The sequence below is a fragment of the Microbacterium suaedae genome (genome assembly GCF_003254645.1).
GTDB classification, from domain to species: domain Bacteria; phylum Actinomycetota; class Actinomycetes; order Actinomycetales; family Microbacteriaceae; genus Microbacterium; species Microbacterium suaedae.
The window spans coordinates 603732-623206 of sequence record NZ_PNFD01000002.1 but is presented as its reverse complement, the minus strand read 5'-3'; the positions used below and the strand labels follow the sequence as shown (position 1 = coordinate 623206).

14 protein-coding genes are annotated in these 19475 nt (G+C 67.9%); 8 read left to right on the top strand and 6 right to left on the bottom strand.

From position 1 onward, the window contains the following. Positions 1–119: 119 nt before the first annotated feature. A complete protein-coding gene (locus C0012_RS09560; RefSeq protein WP_232527856.1) occupies positions 120–2213 on the top strand; it encodes a DNA gyrase/topoisomerase IV subunit B in 2094 nt (697 codons plus the stop codon). Between the two features lie 6 nt (positions 2214–2219). Here C0012_RS09560 and C0012_RS09555 read toward each other — a convergent pair whose 3' ends face one another. Next, a complete protein-coding gene (locus tag C0012_RS09555) occupies positions 2220–3161 on the bottom strand; it encodes an EamA family transporter (RefSeq protein ID WP_232527855.1) in 942 nt (313 codons plus the stop codon). A 177-nt stretch (positions 3162–3338) separates the two neighbouring features. Next, positions 3339–5783, bottom strand: coding sequence for a DNA gyrase/topoisomerase IV subunit A (locus C0012_RS09550; protein ID WP_232527854.1), 2445 nt, complete (start codon positions 5781–5783; stop codon positions 3339–3341). Between the two features lie 101 nt (positions 5784–5884). Here C0012_RS09550 and C0012_RS09545 point away from each other — a divergent pair, with 101 nt between their 5' ends. Next, positions 5885–7018 carry an alkaline phosphatase family protein gene (locus C0012_RS09545; RefSeq protein WP_110588870.1) on the top strand — a complete coding sequence of 378 codons (1134 nt, stop codon included), beginning with the start codon at positions 5885–5887 and terminating at the stop codon, positions 7016–7018. Here the strand turns inward: C0012_RS09545 and sepH are convergent. Beyond that, the gene (gene sepH / locus C0012_RS09540; RefSeq protein ID WP_110588871.1) at positions 7015–7989 is read right to left on the bottom strand and encodes a septation protein SepH; all 975 of its coding nucleotides are present in this window, start codon (positions 7987–7989) and stop codon (positions 7015–7017) included. The genes C0012_RS09545 and sepH overlap by 4 nt on opposite strands. Positions 7990–8310: 321 nt before the next feature. Between sepH and C0012_RS09535 the strand changes: the two genes are divergently transcribed. Then, positions 8311–8601 carry a DUF4193 domain-containing protein gene (locus C0012_RS09535; protein ID WP_110588872.1) on the top strand — a complete coding sequence of 97 codons (291 nt, stop codon included), beginning with the start codon at positions 8311–8313 and terminating at the stop codon, positions 8599–8601. Here the strand turns inward: C0012_RS09535 and C0012_RS09530 are convergent. Beyond that, positions 8598–9092 (bottom strand): DUF3093 family protein, encoded by a 495-nt coding sequence (locus C0012_RS09530; RefSeq protein ID WP_110588873.1) that lies wholly within the window; start codon positions 9090–9092, stop codon positions 8598–8600. The two genes, C0012_RS09535 and C0012_RS09530, sit on opposite strands and share 4 nt — an antisense overlap. Positions 9093–9104: 12 nt before the next feature. On the opposite strand from C0012_RS09530, the gene dut reads away from it, so the two are divergent. The 5 genes from dut (at position 9105) to dxs (ending at position 16009) form a co-directional block, all read left to right on the top strand. Beyond that, a complete protein-coding gene (dut, locus tag C0012_RS09525) occupies positions 9105–9554 on the top strand; it encodes a dUTP diphosphatase (RefSeq protein ID WP_198411111.1) in 450 nt (149 codons plus the stop codon). 74 nt (positions 9555–9628) lie between these two features. After that, a complete protein-coding gene (locus C0012_RS09520) occupies positions 9629–10198 on the top strand; it encodes a DUF3710 domain-containing protein (RefSeq protein ID WP_110589374.1) in 570 nt (189 codons plus the stop codon). Beyond that, positions 10198–10995 carry a DUF3159 domain-containing protein gene (locus tag C0012_RS09515; RefSeq protein WP_110588875.1) on the top strand — a complete coding sequence of 266 codons (798 nt, stop codon included), beginning with the start codon at positions 10198–10200 and terminating at the stop codon, positions 10993–10995. Before C0012_RS09520 ends, C0012_RS09515 begins: the two co-directional genes overlap by 1 nt. A gap of 177 nt (positions 10996–11172) precedes the next feature. After that, on the top strand, positions 11173–13857 hold the full coding sequence (gene acnA, locus C0012_RS09510) for an aconitate hydratase AcnA (protein ID WP_110588876.1): 2685 nt from the start codon (positions 11173–11175) through the stop codon (positions 13855–13857). 202 nt (positions 13858–14059) lie between these two features. Then, positions 14060–16009 carry a 1-deoxy-D-xylulose-5-phosphate synthase gene (dxs, locus tag C0012_RS09505; RefSeq protein ID WP_110588877.1) on the top strand — a complete coding sequence of 650 codons (1950 nt, stop codon included), beginning with the start codon at positions 14060–14062 and terminating at the stop codon, positions 16007–16009. A gap of 48 nt (positions 16010–16057) precedes the next feature. Here the strand turns inward: dxs and C0012_RS09500 are convergent, their stop codons facing one another. Together C0012_RS09500 and C0012_RS09495 are read right to left on the bottom strand one after the other, a co-directional pair. Continuing rightward, positions 16058–18190: a 3-hydroxyacyl-CoA dehydrogenase NAD-binding domain-containing protein gene (locus tag C0012_RS09500; protein ID WP_110588878.1), complete on the bottom strand. Its 2133-nt coding sequence runs from the start codon at positions 18188–18190 to the stop codon at positions 16058–16060. 8 nt (positions 18191–18198) lie between these two features. After that, positions 18199–19410, bottom strand: a complete 1212-nt coding sequence (locus tag C0012_RS09495) for a thiolase family protein (RefSeq protein WP_110588879.1) — start codon at positions 19408–19410, stop codon at positions 18199–18201. Positions 19411–19475: the final 65 nt, after the last annotated feature.

Genomic DNA, 19475 nt, shown 5'->3' with positions numbered 1-19475 from the left:
ACCCGCGAGACTTCCCGTGATGACGCATGTTTCGCGCTCGGCGTACGCGGCCCCTGGGCCTGTGGGTGCGAGGTGTGTTCTCCCGAACACGGGGCCGTTCGAAGATAGGATCGAATCTTGTGACAGCCGAGTACTCCGCCCATCATCTGCAGGTTCTTGAAGGCCTGGAGGCCGTTCGCAAGCGGCCGGGGATGTACATCGGGTCGAACGGATCTCCCGGCCTCATGCACTGCCTCTGGGAGATCATCGACAACGCGGTGGACGAAGCCGTCGCAGGCAACGGTGACCGCATCGATGTCGTGCTGCGTCAAGACGGGAGCGTCGAGGTGCAGGACCGCGGACGCGGTGTGCCCGTCGACGTCGAGCCGCGCACGGGTCTGACGGGTGTCGAAGTCGTCTACACGAAGCTGCATGCCGGTGGAAAGTTCGGCGGCGGCTCGTATGCGGCGTCGGGTGGCCTGCACGGTGTCGGAGCGTCGGTCGTGAACGCCCTGAGCGAGCGGCTCGACGTCGAGGTCGATCGGTCCGGCAAGACCTACGCGATGAGCTTCCACAGGGGAGAGCCGGGTATCTTCACGGACTCGGGCGAGGCGCGACCCGACGCACCTTTCACGCCGTTCGAGAACAACAGCGAGCTGCGTGTCGTGGGGAAGGCTCGGAAGGGCGTCACGGGAACGCGCGTGCGCTACTGGGCGGATGGACAGATCTTCACGGCGGATGCGGCGTTCCAATACGACGAGCTCGTCACACGTGCCCGTCAGACGGCCTTCCTCGTTCCCGGCCTTGAGATCGTCATCCGCGACGAGCGGGCTGTCGATGATCCCGAGATCGGCGTGAGGGAGAGCTCGTATCGCTTCGACGGCGGACTGGCCGAGTTCGTCGAGTTCCTGTCGACCGATGCTCCCGTGACCGACACGTGGCGGCTCGAAGGGACGGGCTCGTTCACCGAGACGGTGCCGACGTTGCAAGCCGACGGATCCATGCGATCGACGGAGGTCGAGCGCGAGTGCCACGTCGACATCGCGCTGCGGTGGGGCACGGGCTACGACACGATCACGCGGTCGTTCGTGAACATCATCGCGACGCCGAAGGGCGGCACTCACCAGCAGGGCTTCGAGCAGGAGCTCACGAAGCAGCTGCGTGCCGAGGTCGAGAAGAACGCCCGTCGGCTGAAGGTCGGAAACGACAAGCTCGAGAAGGACGACGTCCTCGCGGGTCTCACAGCGGTGCTCAACGTGAGCCTCCCCGAGCCGCAGTTCGAGGGGCAGACGAAGGAGGTGCTCGGCACGCCCGCCGTGCGCCCCATTGTCGCGAAGGTCGTGCGCGAGGGCATGAAGGCGCGGTTCACGTCGACGAAGCGCGACGACAAGAACCAGGTATCGATGCTGCTCGACAAGGTCGTCAGCGAGATGAAAGCGCGCGTGTCTGCGCGCGCGCACAAAGAGACGCAGCGTCGGAAGAACGCGCTCGAATCGTCCTCGCTGCCGGCGAAGCTCATCGACTGCCGGACGAACGATGTGTCGAACTCCGAGCTGTTCATCGTCGAGGGAGACTCGGCGCTCGGCACGGCCCGCAAGGCGCGCGACAGCGAACATCAGGCTCTGTTCCCGATCCGCGGCAAGATTCTCAACACGCAGAAGGCATCGATCGGCGACATGCTCTCGAACGCCGAATGCGCGGCGCTGATCCAGGTGGTCGGCGCAGGATCTGGTCGCTCCTTCGACATCGACGCGGCCCGCTACGGCAAGGTCATCATCCTGAGTGACGCCGACGTCGATGGCGCACACATCCGCACCCTGCTGCTCACGCTCTTCTACCGCTATATGCGACCTCTCATCGAGGACGGGCGCGTGTACGCCGCGGTCCCGCCGCTGCACCGTGTGATCGTCATGAACCCGGGGTCCAAGCCGAACGAGACGATCTACACGTACAGCGATCGCGAGCTCAACGCGCTTCTCGCAAAGCTGCGCCGACAGAACAAGCGTTGGCAGGAGCCGATCCAGCGCTACAAGGGGCTCGGGGAGATGGACGCCGATCAGCTGGCCGAGACCACCATGTCGCGTGACGGTCGCCTGCTGCGCCGCGTGCGCATGGAGGACGCTGAGGCTGCGGGGCACGTGTTCGAGATGCTCATGGGAAACGAAGTCGCCCCGCGGCGCAACTTCATCGTCCAGGGCGCTGCGCAGCTCGACAAGGATGCAATCGACGCATAGCCGGGTTCACGGCTCCTCCGTTGAGTGTGAGGGGCGCCTGTCGTCGGTGACGACGGCGATCGTGCCCGTGACGGTGGGGATCGACCCGGTGAAGACCGGTTCGACAGGAGCGACGGCGGCAGTGCGCGTTGCGGTCGCCGTGCCGATGCTCGCCGCGACGATGAGCGCGATCGCTGCGATCTTCATCGGCCCGATCGACTGCGCGAGCAGGAGCCAGCCGAAGAGCGCGGCGAAGACGGGTTCGAGACTGATGAGGACTCCGAAGACGCGCTGCGGGAGGCGGCGCAAAGCGAGCAGCTCGAGCGTGTACGGCACGACCGAGGCGAAGACGGCGGTGCCGATGGCGAGTCCGATGAGCTCAGGGCGCGCGACGAGAACACCGAAGGCCGGTACGCCGAAGGGGAGCATCGCGATGGACGCGATGGCAAGCGCCGCGGCGAGCCCGCCGATGCCCGGGATCAGCTCGCCGACGCGCGAGCTCGTGCGGATGTAGAGCACCCAGAACGCTGCTGCGATGAGGACCAGGCCGACGCCGAGAGGATCGAGCGGATCTGCACCGACAACACTGTCGATCCCGAAGAGGGCGATGCCCGCAATGGCGAGCCCCACCCAGGCGAGATCGGTGCGCCGGCGGGACAGCACGACGGCGAGGAGAAGGGGACCGACGAACTCGATCGCGACCGCGGGACCGAGCGGCAGTCGCTCGAGGCTCGCGTAGAAGAACCCGTTCATGCCGCCGAGAGCCAGTCCGAACCAGACGACGGCGATCCACTGCTTTCGGGTCCACGCGCTGATCCGAGGGCGGGCGACGACGACGAGCAGGGCCGCGGCGATCGTGAGACGCAGCGCCGTCACGCCCCACGCGCCGAGCCCCGGGAAGAGCTGGACGGCGAGGGCGGCGCCGAACTGCAGCGACATGCAGGATCCGACGATGAGGGCGACGGGCACCCCGAGGGTAGGGGAGGAAGAACGGGAAGGCACTGGTCTATTCTCGGCCCTCGCGTCTGCACCGCCGTCCATACCGGACGTGTGGAGCATCCCGCTGTCGCGGCATTCCGATCCGCGCTCACTGAGGCGCTGGAATCGCGGCGGCCAGCGAGAGTCGTGCTCTCCGCATGAGAAGGACTACAGCGTGCGGCCGATCGTCGCGATGGGCGCCTCGAGCGGCTGACCCGAGCCGTCACGCTTCGACAGCGTCATCGGGATCTTCCGTACGGCCCCCTTCGCGTCGAGCGCGTACGCCGGATCTGGGCCGACCCACGCGAGCTGGAGACGATCCTCGCCCTTGAGGAACGCGTGCGCGCGCACGCCGCCCGTCGCGCGGCCCTTCGTCGGATACTCCCCGAAGTCGCTGATCTTCGCTCGGCCCGCGTCGGTGCCGTCGATCATTCCCTCCGCGGTCGAGGCCGTGACGACGACGTTGCCGTCGCCCGCGACGGATCCGAAGAAGAGCACCGAGGACGAGGCAGCGAGCTTGATGCCCGACATCCCGCCCGCCGAAGCGCCCTGCGGGCGCACCGACGACGCAGAGAACCGCAGCAGTCGTGCGTCTGTTGTGACGAACACCAGATCGGCTTCATCGACCGCGTCCGCGACGCCGACGACGCGGTCCCCGGGCTTGAGCGAGATGATCTCGAGCTCGGGGCGCGCGGGCAACGCGGACGGCACGACGCGCTTGACGACGCCGCTCGCCGTCCCGAGCGCGAGAGGCGTGTCGCTTCCCGGCACGACGAGTCCGAGAATCTCCTCGTTCCGATCTGTGAGACCGATGTAGTCACGCAGACGCTGTCCCGCGCTGAGAGAGATCGATGTCGGCGGTACCGACGGCAGATCGACGGGGGAGAATCTCAGCAGACGACCGGCCGATGTAACTGCGCCGAGTTCGCCGCGGACGGTGGTCGCGGCGGTCGCGAGGATCGCGTCGTGCTTGCTTCGGCGCGCAGGGGGCGCGATCTCCTCGCCATTCGGTGTATCGATGCGCACCGCACGGCCCGTTGTCGAGAGCGCGACGCGCGTCGGGGCGTCGGCGATCTGCAGATCGGCGTCGCCGGACTTCGTCGAACGCTTCGGCTGCGGCTTCGCGTTCATGAGCACGGTACGCCGCGGCGTGCCGAGCTCATCGGCGACCGCTTCGAGTTCCTGCGCGACCTGGCGCCTGATGAGGGACTCGGAGCCGAGCAGCTCCTCGAGCTGGGCGATCTCGGCGAGCAGCTCGTCGCGCTCCGTCTCGAGTTCGATTCGCGAGAACTTCGTGAGGCGGCGCAGTCGCAGCTCGAGGATGTACTCGGCCTGCACCTCGTCAAGGTCGAAGACCTGGCACAGGCGACTCCTTGCCTCGTCGCTCGTCTCCGAGGAACGGATGACCTGGATGACCTCGTCGATGTCGAGGATCGCGATGAGCAGACCCTCGACCAGGTGCAGGCGTTCCTGCCTGCGGGCGAGGCGGAACGCCGTGCGGCGCGTGACGACATCGATCCTGTGATTCACGTACACGACGAGCATGTCGCGCAGCCCGAGCGTCGACGGCTGCCCGTCGACGAGAGCAACGTTGTTGAATCCGAACGAGTCTTCGAGCGGTGTGAGCCGGAAGAGGCGCTCGAGGACGGCCTCGGGGTCGAACCCGGTCTTGACCCCGATCACGAGGCGCAGGCCGTGCTTGCGGTCCGAGAGGTCGTTGACGTCGCTGATGCCCTGCAGCTTCTTCGACTGCACGGCATCCTTGAGCTTCTCGATGACGCGCTCCGGGCCGACCATGTACGGCAGCTCGGTGACGACGATGCCCGTGCGTCGCGGACCGATCTGCTCGATCCGTGTCTTGGCCCGCACTTTCACGGATCCGCGTCCGGTCTCGTAGGCGCCCTGGAGTCCGTCGAGCCCCATGATGATGCCACCGGAGGGGAAGTCGGGGCCCGGCACGAACCTCATCAGCTCGTCGGTTGTGGCGTCGGGGTTCTCGAGCAGATGCGTGGCCGCGGACACGACCTCGATGAGATTGTGCGGCGCCATGTTCGTGGCCATGCCGACGGCGATGCCCGTGGCTCCGTTGACGAGGAGGTTCGGGTAGGCGGCCGGCAGCACTTCGGGCTGCTGGAACTGTCCGTCGTAGTTGGGCACGAAGTCGACGACGTCTTCGCCCAGGTGCTCCGTCATCCGCATCGCAGCGCGATCGAGCCGAGCCTCGGTGTAGCGCGCCGCCGCGGGGCCGTCGTCCAGGGAGCCGAAGTTCCCGTGTCCATCGACGAGCGGCACGCGCATCGCGAAGTCCTGTGAGAGGCGCACGAGCGCGTCGTAGATCGCGCTGTCGCCGTGCGGGTGGAGCTTGCCCATGACGTCGCCGACGACGCGGGCGCTCTTGACGTGGCCTCGGTCGGGCCGCAGGCCCATCTCCGCCATCTGATAGAGGATGCGCCGCTGTACGGGCTTGAGGCCGTCACGGGCGTCCGGCAGGGCGCGCGAGTAGATCACCGAGTAGGCGTATTCCAGGTACGAGCCCTGCATCTCGCTCTCGAGGGCGACGTCCTCGATACGCTCGGCGGCCGGTGAGGCGGCGGATTCCTGCTTGCGCGCCATGCAACTCTCTCTGCTGGGAAGACTGTCGGGTCGGGCTCCGCGCACCATGTCGAGGATGCGGCCTCACGGCCCGGTCCTCGGGCTGTGCGAGACTGGCCCGGATGCAGAAGATCCTACCCGCGGGGCCCGCCGTCGCCCGGAATCTCGCCGGAGTGGCGCCCGAGATCCTGCGTTCGCTTCGCGGCGAGGGGGAGTGGCTCCCGCCCGCCTCGTCCGGCGTCGCCTTCCTCGTCGACGGTCTCGGCGCGATCCAGCTGCGGGCCCACCAGGCGCACGCCCGACACCTCGCGCAGGCGATGCCGCGCCGGCACGTCGCGCAGACCGTGTTCCCCTCGACGACGGCGGCCGCCCTCGGCTCGTTCCTCACAGGGGAACGCCCGGGCCGGCACGGCCTCGTCGGGTACCGCACGCTCGACCCCGCGCGCGACGTTCTCGCGAATCAGTTGAACGGATACGAGCGCGATGGGCTGGATCCGGAGACCTGGCAGCGCAGCGAGACGGTCTTCCAGCGCGCCGCGGCGGCGGGTGTGGCCGGATACGCGGTCGGTGCGGCCGCGTATCGGAAGACGGGTCTCACATCGGCGCTCATGCGCGGGGCGGAGTACGTCGCCGAGGACGACCTCGATCAGCGCGTGCGCGTCGCGTGTGCTCTCGCCGCGCAGGAGGAGGGGGCGTTCGTCTACTGCTACATCCCCGAACTCGACCAGGCCGGGCACCGGTACGGCGTCGACTCGGAGGAGTGGAGGTCGACGCTCGAGAGCATCGATCGTGCCCTGCGCCCCGCGCTCGACCCATCGCGCGGCGTCGGCGTGATCGTCACGGCGGATCACGGCATGGTCGACGTGCCGCGCACCCGTCACGTACTGCTGCGCGAGGGGGATCCTCGTCTCGACGGTGTCCGACACCTCGGCGGCGAGCCCCGGCTCCTTCACGTCTATGCCGAGCCGGGGGAGGACCCCGTCGCCCTGGCCGGCCGTTGGCGGGAACTCTCGGAGCGCACGGCCGATGTGTCGACCCGCGCGGAGGCGATCGCCGACGGGCTGTTCGGCGGCGAGGTCGCGCCGCACGTCACGGGGCGGATCGGGGACGTGCTCGTCGCCGCGCGCGGAATCTGGGCGTTCTACGATGACCGGCTAGCCGATAAGGGGCCGCAGAAGATGATCGGGCAGCACGGCTCGATCACACCGGAGGAGACGACGGTCCCCTTGATCCGTCGCGGATCCTACGACGTCTAGTCGTCGCCGCGAGCTCCGAAGACGATCTCGTCCCAGGAGGGCATCGCCGGGCGGCCGCGTCGGCGGGACGCCTGGTCGGAGGGAGCCTCCTCGCCATCGGAGCCATCATCGGAGGTCTCGGCCGGCGGCGTCTCCTCGAGGCGCGGATCGATCGATCCGAGCACCGCAACGGGGCGGCCCGGCTTCTTGTCCGTCTCTTCCTCGTCTTCTTCCGCCACCGGCGGCGTCTCCCGCCGGCCTCGCTTGCGGCGCAGCGCCTCGAGCAGATCTGCCGTGTCAGCGGTCTTCTCGGGCTCACTCGGGGCGGCGGGCTCCGGCTCCTGCTGGAACGCCTGCTCGTCGAACGTCGAAGCATCCTTGCCGTCGTCGACGGTGTCGAGGGCACGCAGCCGTGGGATGAGGCCGTCGGGGATCTTGCCCTGTCGCGACAGCTGAACGGCGTCGTCGTTCGCGGGGGCGAGCGCACTGCGGCGGGGGTCGAAGGTCCACCGCGCGTCGCGCTCGATCCCGGCGGCCTCGAACGTGAGCTTGACGACCCAGCCGTCCTCTTCCTTCCAGCTCGACCACCGCTCCTGCGTTGCCGAGATGTCGGCGAGCTTCTGGCGGATCGCGGTGCCGAAGGTGGGGTTCTCGTCCTGATCCACCCGTACGCCCGTCAGAACGGGCATCGCGAGAGCGCGGTCCACGACGTGCTCGCGTTCGGCGAGGACCGGCCCCTCGAACAGCCGGACCCGGTCGAGATCGCACGAGAGCAGCTCTGCAACATCCTCCGCGGACATGCCGGAGCGCATGTGCGCCTGGATCTCGCGGGGGCTCGGGCCGATCTGTCGCGGCTTCTGCTCGGCGTCGGCGCGCGAGCGCCGCACTTCTGTGCGCAGCATGTCGTCGATGTCGAGAGTGAAGCGCTGTCCCTGCTCGGTGGCGAGGACGAGCCTCTCGCCCTCCGTGCCGACGATGGTCAGCTGTTCCATCCTGCTCCTCTCCGCCTGCGGGCGCTTCGAGCGCGTCCGCACACATGGTGACACGGAGGGGGTGTGAATCCGGGAATAACGCGGGCGCGCCGCTCGTTTGATCCGGTGCGATCAGACACGACGCGCCGAGGACAACCGCATGCATTTGCGAATCGCGGCGCACTCGTGCAAACTGTCGCCGCCCCGCGCAGGGTACCGCGTCAGAGTCAGCTGTCGACGACCGCAGACGCGCCCCGCCGAACGCCGCCCGTCGAGGACGCGCCCGTTCAGACGCGGAGCCCACTCCCATTCACAGACCTGCGAAAGAAGTGACGCCCGCCGATGGCAACTGATTACGATGCACCGCGGAAGAACGAAGACGAAGGCAATGAGTCGATCGAGGCCCTGAAGGCCGCTCGATCGAATCAGGGCACCGCGGTCGAGAGCGAGGACGCCGACAACCCGAGCTTCGTGCTCGGCGGCAACGATCTCTCGAACGTGGAGCTCGACGTCGTCGTGCTCCCGCCGCAGCAGGACGAGTTCACCTGCATGAGCTGCTTCCTCGTGAAGCACCGCTCGCAGCTCGACCACGCCGACAAGACTGGCCCGATCTGCAAGGACTGCGCCGCTTAATCGGCCTCTCGACGCTGCGCTCGACGGATCGCGGCGGCGAGCCGGTCGGGCGTGCGCGTGGAGATCGTCCACGAAGTGACGGGATCGTCGGGATCGATGTTCGGAACGAACACGATCCCGGCGATCCCTCCGCGTATCAGGTACCAGCCACGCGCGTCGATGTCCGCGCCTCGGGCCGCGCGGGCGGCGTCGCCGTCAAGCGGCTCCGGATCGCCGAGCAATGCGACATCGATGTGGGCGCGACCCGCCCGGAGCTCCCCGCCTTCGACCTCCACGACGGGTGCGAGCGCAATGAGCAGTCCGATGAGGGCGAGCGCCGTGCCGACGCTCAGCGCGAGCGCGACGAACACATTCATTCGGACGAAGACGAGCATCACCATGGGGGCGATGATCGCGGCGGCGGCGATGATCTTGAGCGATGGCGCGAGGCGCTCGCGGTATCTGCCGGAGGCGATGCCGCGGACGGCGCGGGGAGCGGGGTGGTTCTGCATTACCCTCGATGCGTGAGTGAAACCGTGGACATCCCCATTGTCGCACCCGAGCCCCCCGTCTACGCGCACCCGGGTGACGCAGGGGCAGACCTCGTCTCGACCGTCGACGTGCGACTTGAACCTGGCCAGCGTGCGCTCGTGCCGACGGGCGTTCGCATTGCGCTGCCGAGCGGGTGTGCCGGATTCGTCGTTCCGAGGAGCGGTCTTGCGGCAAAGCATGGCATCACGATCGTGAACGCTCCCGGCACGATCGACGCCGGATACCGAGGCGAGATCAAGGTCGCGCTTCTCAACACCGACCGCGACACTCCGTACCAGGTGTCGGCGGGTGATCGGATCGCCCAGCTGATCGTCGCGCCCGTTCTGCGCGCCCGATTCCAGCCCGTCTCCGATCTCGACGAGAGCGTCCGCGGCGACGGCGGGTTCGGATCCTCGGGCTATGCGCGCGATACCGCCCGCTGACTGCGGGCCCACGCAACGACAAGGAAGACGTGACGAGAGCGATGACTGAATCCCACGAAGAGCAGGAAGAGCCGATGTCGAACGAGAAGTCGGCGCCGACTGATCGCGCCGAGAGAGGGCCGTTCGACGCGTCCGAAGCGAATCCGGTGCGCCCCTACATCGATATCGGCGGGATCAAGGTGCTGCCGCGCGAGGGGCTGAATCTGCGGCTGGAAGTCGAGGAGAAGACGCAGCGCATCGTTGCCGTCGGGCTCGACTATGCCGAATCGACGCTGCAGGTGCAGCCCTTCGCCGCGCCGCGCTCGCGCGGGCTCTGGCACGAGACCCGCGCGCAGATCCGTGCACAGGTCGCCCAGCAGGGCGGCCGTGTCGAGGAGCGTGAAGGGCCGCTCGGGGCCGAGCTTCTGGCGGAGGTGCCGGTCGGTGCCGACGCCGGCTCGGGCAAGCGGATCGCGCGCTTCGTCGGCGTCGACGGTCCGCGGTGGTTCCTCCGCGGAGTCATCGGTGGTGAGGGTGCGAGCTCTCCCGACGCGGCGGAGAAGATCGAGGACCTGTTCCGGTCGATCGTCGTCGTGCGCGGGGACGCCCCCATGCCGCCGCGTGACCTGATCCCGCTGTCGATGCCGTCGACTCCGGGATCCTGATGACGGCTTCCGACGCGCGCCGACCCGACGGCGAGCCCGAGGAGGCCGACGCGACGCCGACGCCGCTGACGCCGCCGGAGGCGAGTGAGGGGCGCCGTGCGTCCGAAATGTTCGGCGAGGCGCTGGGCCAGGCCGCGCGACGGGCCGGTCTCGACCCCGCCCAGTCCACCTCGACCGGAGGGGTTGTCTGGAAGGCGATCGGCGGCGTTCGCGGGGTCGTCGAATCGGTCCTTCCGCTTGTCATCTTCCTCGTGTGCCTCGCGTTGTGGCCCGACCGGCTCGTTCTCGCCGTGGTGGCCTCGGTCGCGGCTGCGGGCGTCTTCACGATTGCGCGCCTCTTCCAGCGTCAGCCGCCATCGGCCGCGCTCGGCGGCCTTGTCGCGGTCGGCGTTGCGGGAGCTCTTGTGCTGCTCACAGGGCGCGCGGAGGACAACTTCATCCCCGGCTTCATCACGAACGTCGTCTACGGCACGGCGATCCTCCTCTCCGCCGCTTCTGGCTGGTCGGTCATCGGGCTCGCCGCCGGCTTCCTCATGGATGACGGCCTGCGCTGGCGGAAGGATCGTCGTAAGCGCCGTGTGTTCTTCTGGCTAGCCATCATGTGGTCGGCCCTGTTCTTCGTGCGTCTCGGCGTTCAGTTCCCGATGTGGCTCGCAGGCGTCGATGTGCAGGTGCTCGGCACGGTAAAGCTCGTCATGGGGATCCCCCTGTTCGCCCCGCTCGTCGCCATCACCTGGCTGGCGGTGCGGGCGGCCTACGCCCGACCCGCCCGGGCCGTCGACACGCCTGATCTGTGACGGGCCTGCGGGCGCGGGATCCGTGGGGTAGAATTTATCTTGACGTCAAGATAAATCTCCTCGTCTGAGGTGGTGCTCGGGCAGGTCGGCGGTGAGGTGTCCCTTACTAGCCGAGGTGCGGGTGCCGCGGCAGGATGAGGGGGAAGTCCGCGGTCGATCCTGAAGGAGACGAATCCGGTGTCCACGGTGAATAGCTTCGGTGCCAAGAGCACCCTGACGGTCGGCAGCTCCGACTACGAGATCTACCGCATCGATGCGGTCGAGGGCTACGAGAAGCTGCCTTACAGCCTCAAGGTCCTCCTCGAGAACCTGCTTCGCACGGAAGACGGTGCGAACGTCACCCGGGAGCAGATCGGTGCGCTCGGCAGCTGGGACGCCTCCGCCGACCCGCACACGGAGATCCAGTTCACGCCCGCGCGCGTCGTGATGCAGGACTTCACGGGCGTGCCCTGCATCGTCGACCTCGCTACGATGCGCGAGGCCGTCGCCAGTCTCGGTGGCGACCCGAACAAGATCAACCCGCTCGCACCGGCCGAGATGGTCATCGACCACTCGGTCATCGCCGACCTCTTCGGACGGGCTGACGCTTACGAGCGCAACACCGAGATCGAGTACGAGCGCAACGGTGAGCGGTACCAGTTCCTCCGTTGGGGCCAGACGGCGTTCGACGACTTCAAGGTCGTGCCTCCTGGGACGGGCATCGTCCACCAGGTCAACATCGAGTACCTGGCGCGCACGACCTTCACGCGCGAGGTCGGCGGCGTCACGCAGGCCTATCCCGACACCTGCGTCGGGACCGACTCGCACACGACGATGGTCAACGGACTCGGCGTGCTCGGCTGGGGCGTCGGCGGCATCGAAGCCGAGGCGGCCATGCTCGGCCAGCCCGTGTCGATGCTCATCCCGAAGGTCGTCGGTTTCAAGCTCACGGGCGAGATCCCCACGGGCGTCACGGCGACCGACGTCGTTCTGACGATCACCGACATGCTTCGCCAGCACGGCGTGGTCGGCAAGTTCGTGGAATTCTACGGTGACGGCGTCGCCCAGGTCCCGCTTGCGAACCGCGCGACGATCGGCAACATGAGCCCCGAGTTCGGCTCGACGGCCGCGATGTTCCCCGTCGACGAGGTGACGATCGACTACCTGCGCCTGACCGGCCGCTCCGAGGAGCAGCTCGCCCTCGTCGAGGCGTATGCCAAGGAGCAGCACATGTGGCACGACCCGGCGGTCGAGCCCACGTTCAGCGAGTACCTTGAGCTCGACCTCTCGACGGTCGTTCCGTCGATCGCCGGCCCGAAGCGTCCGCAGGACCGCATCGAGCTGACGAGCGCGAAGGACCAGTTCGCGAAGGACCTTCCGGTCTACTCGGAGGTCCCGTCGAAGCCCACGAAGGTGACGACGGCCGACGCCGAGTACGAGCTCGACAACGGCGCCGTGACCATCGCGGCGATCACGTCCTGCACGAACACGTCGAACCCGTCGGTGATGCTCGCCGCGGGTCTGCTTGCGCGCAACGCCGCCAAGAAGGGCCTCACCTCGAAGCCCTGGGTCAAGACGACGATGGCGCCGGGCTCGAAGGTCGTCACCGACTACTACGAGAAGGCCGGACTCAACACCGACCTCGAGGCTCTTGGCTTCTACACGGTCGGCTACGGCTGCACGACGTGCATCGGAAACTCGGGCCCCCTCATCGAGGAGGTTTCGCAGGCGGTCAACGACAGCGATCTCGCCGTGACGGCCGTGCTTTCGGGCAACCGCAACTTCGAGGGGCGCATCAACCCCGATGTGAAGATGAACTACCTTGCGTCGCCGCCGCTCGTCATCGCCTACGCGCTCGCGGGGTCGATGAACTTCGACTTCGACAACGACCCGCTCGGCACCGACGAGGCCGGCAACGAGGTGTTCCTGAAGGACATCTGGCCGTCGGCCGAGGAGGTCCAGCAGACGATCGACTCGTCGATCTCGACCGAGATGTTCGACCGCCAGTACGCGAGCGTCTTCGAGGGCGACGAGCGGTGGAAGAACCTTCCGACGCCGACCGGCTCGACCTTCGAGTGGGCCCCCGAGTCGACCTATGTGCGTAAGCCTCCGTACTTCGACGGCATGACGCTCGATCTCGACCCGGTGAAGGACATCGAGGGCGCGCGCGTGCTCGCGAAGCTGGGCGACTCGGTCACGACCGACCACATCTCGCCCGCGGGTGCGATCAAGGCCGACAGCCCTGCCGGTCACTACCTCGGCGAGCACGGTATCGACCGCAAGGACTTCAACTCCTACGGCTCGCGCCGCGGCAACCACGAGGTGATGATCCGCGGCACGTTCGCGAATATCCGTCTGAAGAACCAGCTCCTCGACGGCGTCGAGGGCGGCTACACGCGGGACTTCACGCAGGAGGGCGCTCCGCAGTCGTTCATTTACGACGCGGCGCAGCACTATGCCGAGCAGGAGACCCCGCTCGTCGTCCTCGGCGGCAAGGAGTACGGATCCGGATCCTCGCGCGACTGGGCGGCCAAGGGCACGCGCCTTCTCGGTGTGAAGGCGGTCATCACCGAGAGCTTCGAGCGCATCCACCGTTCGAACCTCATCGGCATGGGTGTCGTTCCGCTGCAGTTCCCGGAGGGACAGTCGACGGAATCGCTCGGGCTGGACGGCACCGAGGTGTTCTCGATCGAGGGGCTCACGAAGCTCAACGACGGCGAGACGCCGAAGACGGTGCGAGTGACGGCGCAGCCGAGCGAGCACTCGCCGGCAGGCAAGGCGACGGTCGAGTTCGACGCGGTCGTCCGCATCGACACGCCGGGTGAGGCCGACTACTACCGCAACGGCGGCATCCTGCAGTACGTGCTTCGCAGCCTGGTGTGATCCTCTGCCGCCCTGGGGCGGCAGAGGACTCCGGCTGACGGCCGATACGGGTTCGCCGTCTGCACGGGGGCCGTGTATCTCGAGGGCTCCCTTCCGCTCCGGCGGGAGGGAGCCCTCGGCGTCTGCGTACGGTGATTCCTCGGGTTATCCCTCTTGCGCGCGCGGGCGGGATCTTCCCGGGCAGGGGGCGTAGTCTCGTGGCATGAGTCTGTTGGACACGATCTCCGGGCCCCGGGATCTCGACCGTCTGTCGCGACAGGAGCTCGCGTCGTTGGCGGATGAAGTGCGGGAGTTCCTCATCGAGAACGTCGCCCGCACGGGCGGCCATCTCGGGCCGAATCTTGGCGTCGTCGAGCTGACGATCGCCCTGCACCGCGTGTTCGACTCCCCTCGGGATCCGATCGTCTGGGATACGGGGCACCAGTCGTATGTGCACAAGCTGCTGACAGACCGGAAGGACTTCGCCGAGCTGCGTGCACGCGGAGGTCTCGCCGGCTATCCGCAGCGCTCCGAGAGCGAGCACGACGTCGTCGAGTCATCCCACGCCTCGAGCTCGCTCAGCTGGGCAGACGGCATCTCACGAGCCTTCGCGCGAACGGGTCGCGCCGATCGTCACGTCGTCGCCGTCGTCGGCGACGGCGCGCTGACGGGCGGGATGACCTGGGAGGCCCTCAACAACATCACCGACGACAATGACCGCAATCTCGTCATCGTGGTGAACGACAACGGTCGCTCGTACGCGCCGACGATCGGCGGCATGGCTCGCTACCTCAACCGCGTCCGGACGGCAGGACCATACCGCGACCTCGACGCGAAATCCGGGCGCGTTGCGCGCCGACTCGGCAAGATCGGGCGCGCGTTCTATCGCGGCGTCCGCGGCGGCACCCACGGCTTCCTCTCGCGCTTCACGAACAACACAGCGCTCTACGCGCAGCTGGACGTCAAGTACCTGGGGCCGGTCGACGGACACGATCTCGAGGCGCTCATGGAGACGCTGCAGCTCGCGAAGTCCTACAGCGCACCGGTCATCGTGCACGCCATCACCGAGAAGGGGCGCGGATACGATCCGGCTCGCGAAGATGAGGCCGACCAGTTTCATGCGGTCGGTCGAATCGACCCCGCCACGGGTGAACCCCTCGGTTCTTCCGGTGAGAGCTGGACCGATGTGTTCGCCGAGCGGATCGTGGAGATCGGCGAGCGGCGCGATGATGTGATCGCGATCACGGCGGCCATGCTCCGCCCGACGGGCCTCGCTCCGTTCGCGGAGCGGTTCCCGGATCGCGTGTACGACGTGGGCATCGCCGAACAGCACGCGGTGACCTCGGCGGCAGGTCTTGCGTACGGGGGGCTGCACCCCGTCGTCGCGCTCTACTCGACCTTCATGAACCGCGCCTTCGACCAGGTGCTCATGGACGTCGCTCTGCATCGGGCAGGCGTGACGTTCGTTCTCGATCGTTCTGGAGTGACGGGCCCCGATGGTCCGAGCCACCACGGGATGTGGGACCTCGCGCTGCTGCACATCGTGCCGAACGTGCGTATCGCCGCGCCCCGCGACGCCGATCGACTGCGGGAGCTGCTCGACGAGGCTGTGGCGGTGGACGATGCGCCGACGGTCGTGCGCTATCCGAAGGGGGAGGTCGGAGCACCGATCGAAGCGATCGAGCGGATGACGGACGGCGTCGACGTGCTCGCGCGCTTCGGAGACGAGGACGTGCTGCTCGTTGGGATCGGCTCGTTCGCGCGCACGGCGCTCGAGGTGGCCGAACGGCTGCGGGCGCAGGGGATCGGGGCGACGGTCGTCGACCCGCGCTGGGTTGTTCCCGTCGCCGAATCCATCGTCGACATGGCCCGAAGCCATCGTCTCGTCATCACGCTCGAAGACGGGATCCGGGTGGGCGGAATCGGGACGCAGGTGCGCCAGGTGCTGCGCGAGCGGGGAATCGATACGGCCGTCGACGAGCTGGGCCTCCCGGACACGTTCATCGACCACGCCTCGCGCGGAGAGATCCTCGAAGAGGCTGGCCTCACTCCGGCGAAGATCGCCCAGGACGTCGTCTCGCAGGTGCTCGGCACCCGGGTGCCGGTCGCGCGGCAGACGCCGTCGGCCGCGCCATACACGGGAGAGACGGCGCGGGTCCGCCGCGCCCGCTGACGACTCGGGCCCGCCGCGGAGTGCGGCGGGCCCGAAGCGGTCGATCTCTCAGATCCCGCGGATCTGCGGATCGTGGAACGCTCCGCCTGCGGCGCGCTCGGAAGCGCCTGAGCGATCGAGGTAGGGCGTCGCGCCGCCGTCGATGAACGGCCAGCCGGCGCCGAGGACCAGCGCGAGGTCGATGTCCTCGACCTCGGGCACGACCTCTTCGTCCAGCATGATGCGGATCTCCCGAGCGAGCTCGTCCTCGACACGACGAAGGATCTCCTCCGCGGAGGCGGGGGCGTCGCCTACGGTGATCGCCTTCCGCGCCTTCTTCGACCAGCCCGTGATGCGCTTCTTCTTGTCGCGTTCGAGGGGAGTGTCGACGCCGGAGAGCGCGTGCAGATTCTCGGATGAGTGGAACCGCTCCGGGAAGTGCGTCGCCATCGTGTCCTGCACGTGGGCAGCCACCTTCCAGCCGACGAGGTCGATCAGCTCGAACGGCCCCATCGGCAGCCCAAGGGGCGCGAACGCCGTCTCGACATCCGTCAGCTCGGCGCCCTCATCGATCGCGCGGATCGCCTCGCCCATGACCTTCGCGAGCAGGCGATTGACGATGAACCCCGGTGCGTCGGCGGATCCGATCGCGTTCTTCCTCAGGGCCTTCGCGATGACGAATGCAGTCGACAGCGCGGCGTCGCTCGTCTGGGGCGTGCGGACGACCTCGACGAGCGGCATGACGGCGACCGGGTTGAAGAAGTGGAAGCCGACGAGGCGCTCGGGATGTGCGAGGACGGAGCCGATCTCCTCGACCGAGAGCGACGACGTGTTCGTCGCGAGGATCGCGTCGTCCGCGATGTGCTCCTCGATCGCGCGGAACACCTCCTGCTTGACGCTCGTCTCCTCGAACACGGCTTCGATAACGAAGTCGCAGTCGGCGTAGTCGGATCTGTCGGTCGTGCCGGAGACGAGCGCGCGCAGGCGGCTGGCGGCATCGGCGTCGAGGCGCCCCTTCTCCTCGAGCTTTCCGATCTCGTCGCGGATGTATCCGAGCCCCTTGTCGACGCGGTCCTGCGACACGTCGGTGATGACGACGGGAACCTGCAGTCGACGGACGAAGAGCAGGGCGAACTGGCTCGCCATGAGCCCGGCGCCGATCACGCCGACCTTGTTCACAGGGCGGGCCAAGTCCTTGTCCGGTGCGCCCACGGGCCGCTTCGCACGCTTCTGGACGAGATCGAAGGCGTACATCGACGCGGCGAACTGATCACCTGCGACGAGCTCCGCGAGCGCGTCGTCCTCTCGGGCGAACCCTTCTTCCTTCGTTCCCTTCGCCGCCCGTTCGAGGAGATCGAGGGCTCGATAGGGCGATGCCGGCACCGAACCGATGCGCTGCTCGAGCATCCCACGCGCGATCTTGATCGCGGCCGGCCACTTCGTCGCCCGCTCGATGCGGCCGGGCACCCGCTGCCGCTCGACCTTCTGCTCGCCTGCGATCACGCGGTCAGCCCAGGCGAGGGAATCCTCGAGGAAGTTCGCGGGGGAGAAGATCGCGTCGAAGATGCCGAGGTCGTGCGCCTGCTGCGGCTTCAGCGTCCGGTTCTGCTTGAGCGGATTCGAGATGATGACCTCGAGCGCGTTCTCGATCCCGATGAGGTTGGGGAGGAGGTAGGCGCCGCCCCATCCGGGGATGAGACCGAGGAACACCTCGGGAAGTGCAATCGCCGCGGCGGATGAGTCGACCGTCCGATACGTCGAGTTGAGGGCGACCTCGAGCCCTCCGCCGAGGGCGAGCCCGTTGACGAACGAGAACGACGGCACGCCGAGATCGGAGAGGCGGCCGAGCACGTCGTGTCCGCGCTGGGCGATCTTCCGGGCGTTGTCGACCGTTCGAAGCGCGCCGATCTGCGAAAGATCGGCTCCCGCCGCGAAGATGTACGGCTTGCCAGTGACGCCCACGGCGTCGATCTCGCCGTTCGCGGCGCGATCGCGGAGCGCATCGAGCGTGTCTCCGAGCTCGCGCAGCGTGAGCGGGCCCAGCGTGTTCGGACGCTTGTGATCCTTGCCGTTGTGCAGGGTGATGAGGGCGAGGGTACGGCCGCTCGGGAGGGTCACGTCGCGCACGAGAGAGTGCGTGACGACCTCGTCGGCCGCGGCCGCCTCGAGCCCGGAGAAGTCGATGCTGCGGTAGTCGGTCATCTGCCCGGTCACTTCCTCTTCGCCTTCTTGCCGGTGTAGTGCGGGTTCTCCCAGATCACGCTGCCGCCCTGGCCGAGGCCGACGCACATCGCCGTGAGGCCGTACCGCACATCGGGTCGCGCGGCGAACTGCGCGGCGAGCTGGATCATGAGGCGCACGCCGCTCGCGGCGAGCGGGTGGCCGATGGCGATCGCGCCGCCCCAGGGATTGACGCGGGGGTCGTCGTCGTCGATGCCGAAGTGGTCGAGGAACGAGAGCACCTGCACGGCGAACGCCTCGTTGAGCTCGAACAATCCGATATCGGAGATGTCGAGGCCCGCCTTCGCGAGCGCCTTCTCGGTCGAGGGGATCGGCCCGATGCCCATCACCTCGGGCTGGACGCCGGCGAAGCCGAACGCGACCATGCGCATCTTGGGGTTCAGCCCGAGATCCTTCACCGCGTCGGAACCGGCAAGGAGGCTGATCGTCGCGCCATCGGTGAGCGGAGAGGACGTGCCCGCCGTGACGCGCCCGTGCGGACGGAACGGCGTCTTGAGCCCGGCGAGACCCTCCATCGTCGTCTGGGGACGGCGCCCCTCGTCTTCGATCGCGAGACCGGCGGCGCCATCGGCGTCGGTGATGGCGACGGGAACGAGGTCGGGCTGGATCACTCCGTCGTCGTACGCCGCCTGCACCTTCTGCTGGCTGCGCATGCCGTATCGGTCGGCGCGTTCCTTCGTCAGCTGCGGGAACCGATCGTGCAGGCGCTCGGCTGTGACGCCCATGTTGAGGGCCTGCGGGTCGACGAGCTTCTCCGCGACGAAGCGTGGGTTCGGATCGGCGTTCGAGCCGATCGGATGGCGCCCCATGTGCTCGACGCCGCCCGCGATGGCGAGATCGTACATACCGAAGCCGATCGAGGAACCCATCGTGGTGACCGACGTCATGGCGCCCGCGCACATGCGCTCGATCGCCAAGCCCGGCACCGACTGCGGCAGGCCCGCAAGCATTGCCGCCGTGCGTCCCAGGGTGAGTCCCTGATCGCCTGTCTGCGATGTCGCGGCGATCGCGACGTCGTCGATCCGGTCCTTCGGGACATCGCCGTTGCGCTCCATCAGTCCGATGAGCGCCTTCACGACGAGGTCGTCTGCGCGAGTGTTCGCGTACAGCCCCGAGTCGCTTGCGCGACCGAAGGGAGTGCGTACGCCGTCGACGAAATAGACATCCGTCAGCTGGGCCACGTTGCCTCCTGAGATTGGTGTGCGACGCCAGCCTAGGGGGAGGGAAGCGGCAGGAAGCGAGCCGG

What these genes read in the sequence shown, in the direction of transcription:
- C0012_RS09550 (WP_232527854.1), bottom strand. Translation starts at nt 5,783, where the DNA reads ATGGCGCGCAAGCAGGAATCCGCCGCCTCACCGGCCGCCGAGCGTATC.
- C0012_RS09545 (WP_110588870.1), top strand. Translation starts at nt 5,885, where the DNA reads ATGCAGAAGATCCTACCCGCGGGGCCCGCCGTCGCCCGGAATCTCGCC.
- sepH (WP_110588871.1), bottom strand. Translation starts at nt 7,989, where the DNA reads ATGGAACAGCTGACCATCGTCGGCACGGAGGGCGAGAGGCTCGTCCTC.
- C0012_RS09535 (WP_110588872.1), top strand. Translation starts at nt 8,311, where the DNA reads ATGGCAACTGATTACGATGCACCGCGGAAGAACGAAGACGAAGGCAAT.
- C0012_RS09530 (WP_110588873.1), bottom strand. Translation starts at nt 9,092, where the DNA reads ATGCAGAACCACCCCGCTCCCCGCGCCGTCCGCGGCATCGCCTCCGGC.
- C0012_RS09520 (WP_110589374.1), top strand. Translation starts at nt 9,629, where the DNA reads ATGTCGAACGAGAAGTCGGCGCCGACTGATCGCGCCGAGAGAGGGCCG.
- C0012_RS09515 (WP_110588875.1), top strand. Translation starts at nt 10,198, where the DNA reads ATGACGGCTTCCGACGCGCGCCGACCCGACGGCGAGCCCGAGGAGGCC.
- dxs (WP_110588877.1), top strand. Translation starts at nt 14,060, where the DNA reads ATGAGTCTGTTGGACACGATCTCCGGGCCCCGGGATCTCGACCGTCTG.
- C0012_RS09500 (WP_110588878.1), bottom strand. Translation starts at nt 18,190, where the DNA reads ATGACCGACTACCGCAGCATCGACTTCTCCGGGCTCGAGGCGGCCGCG.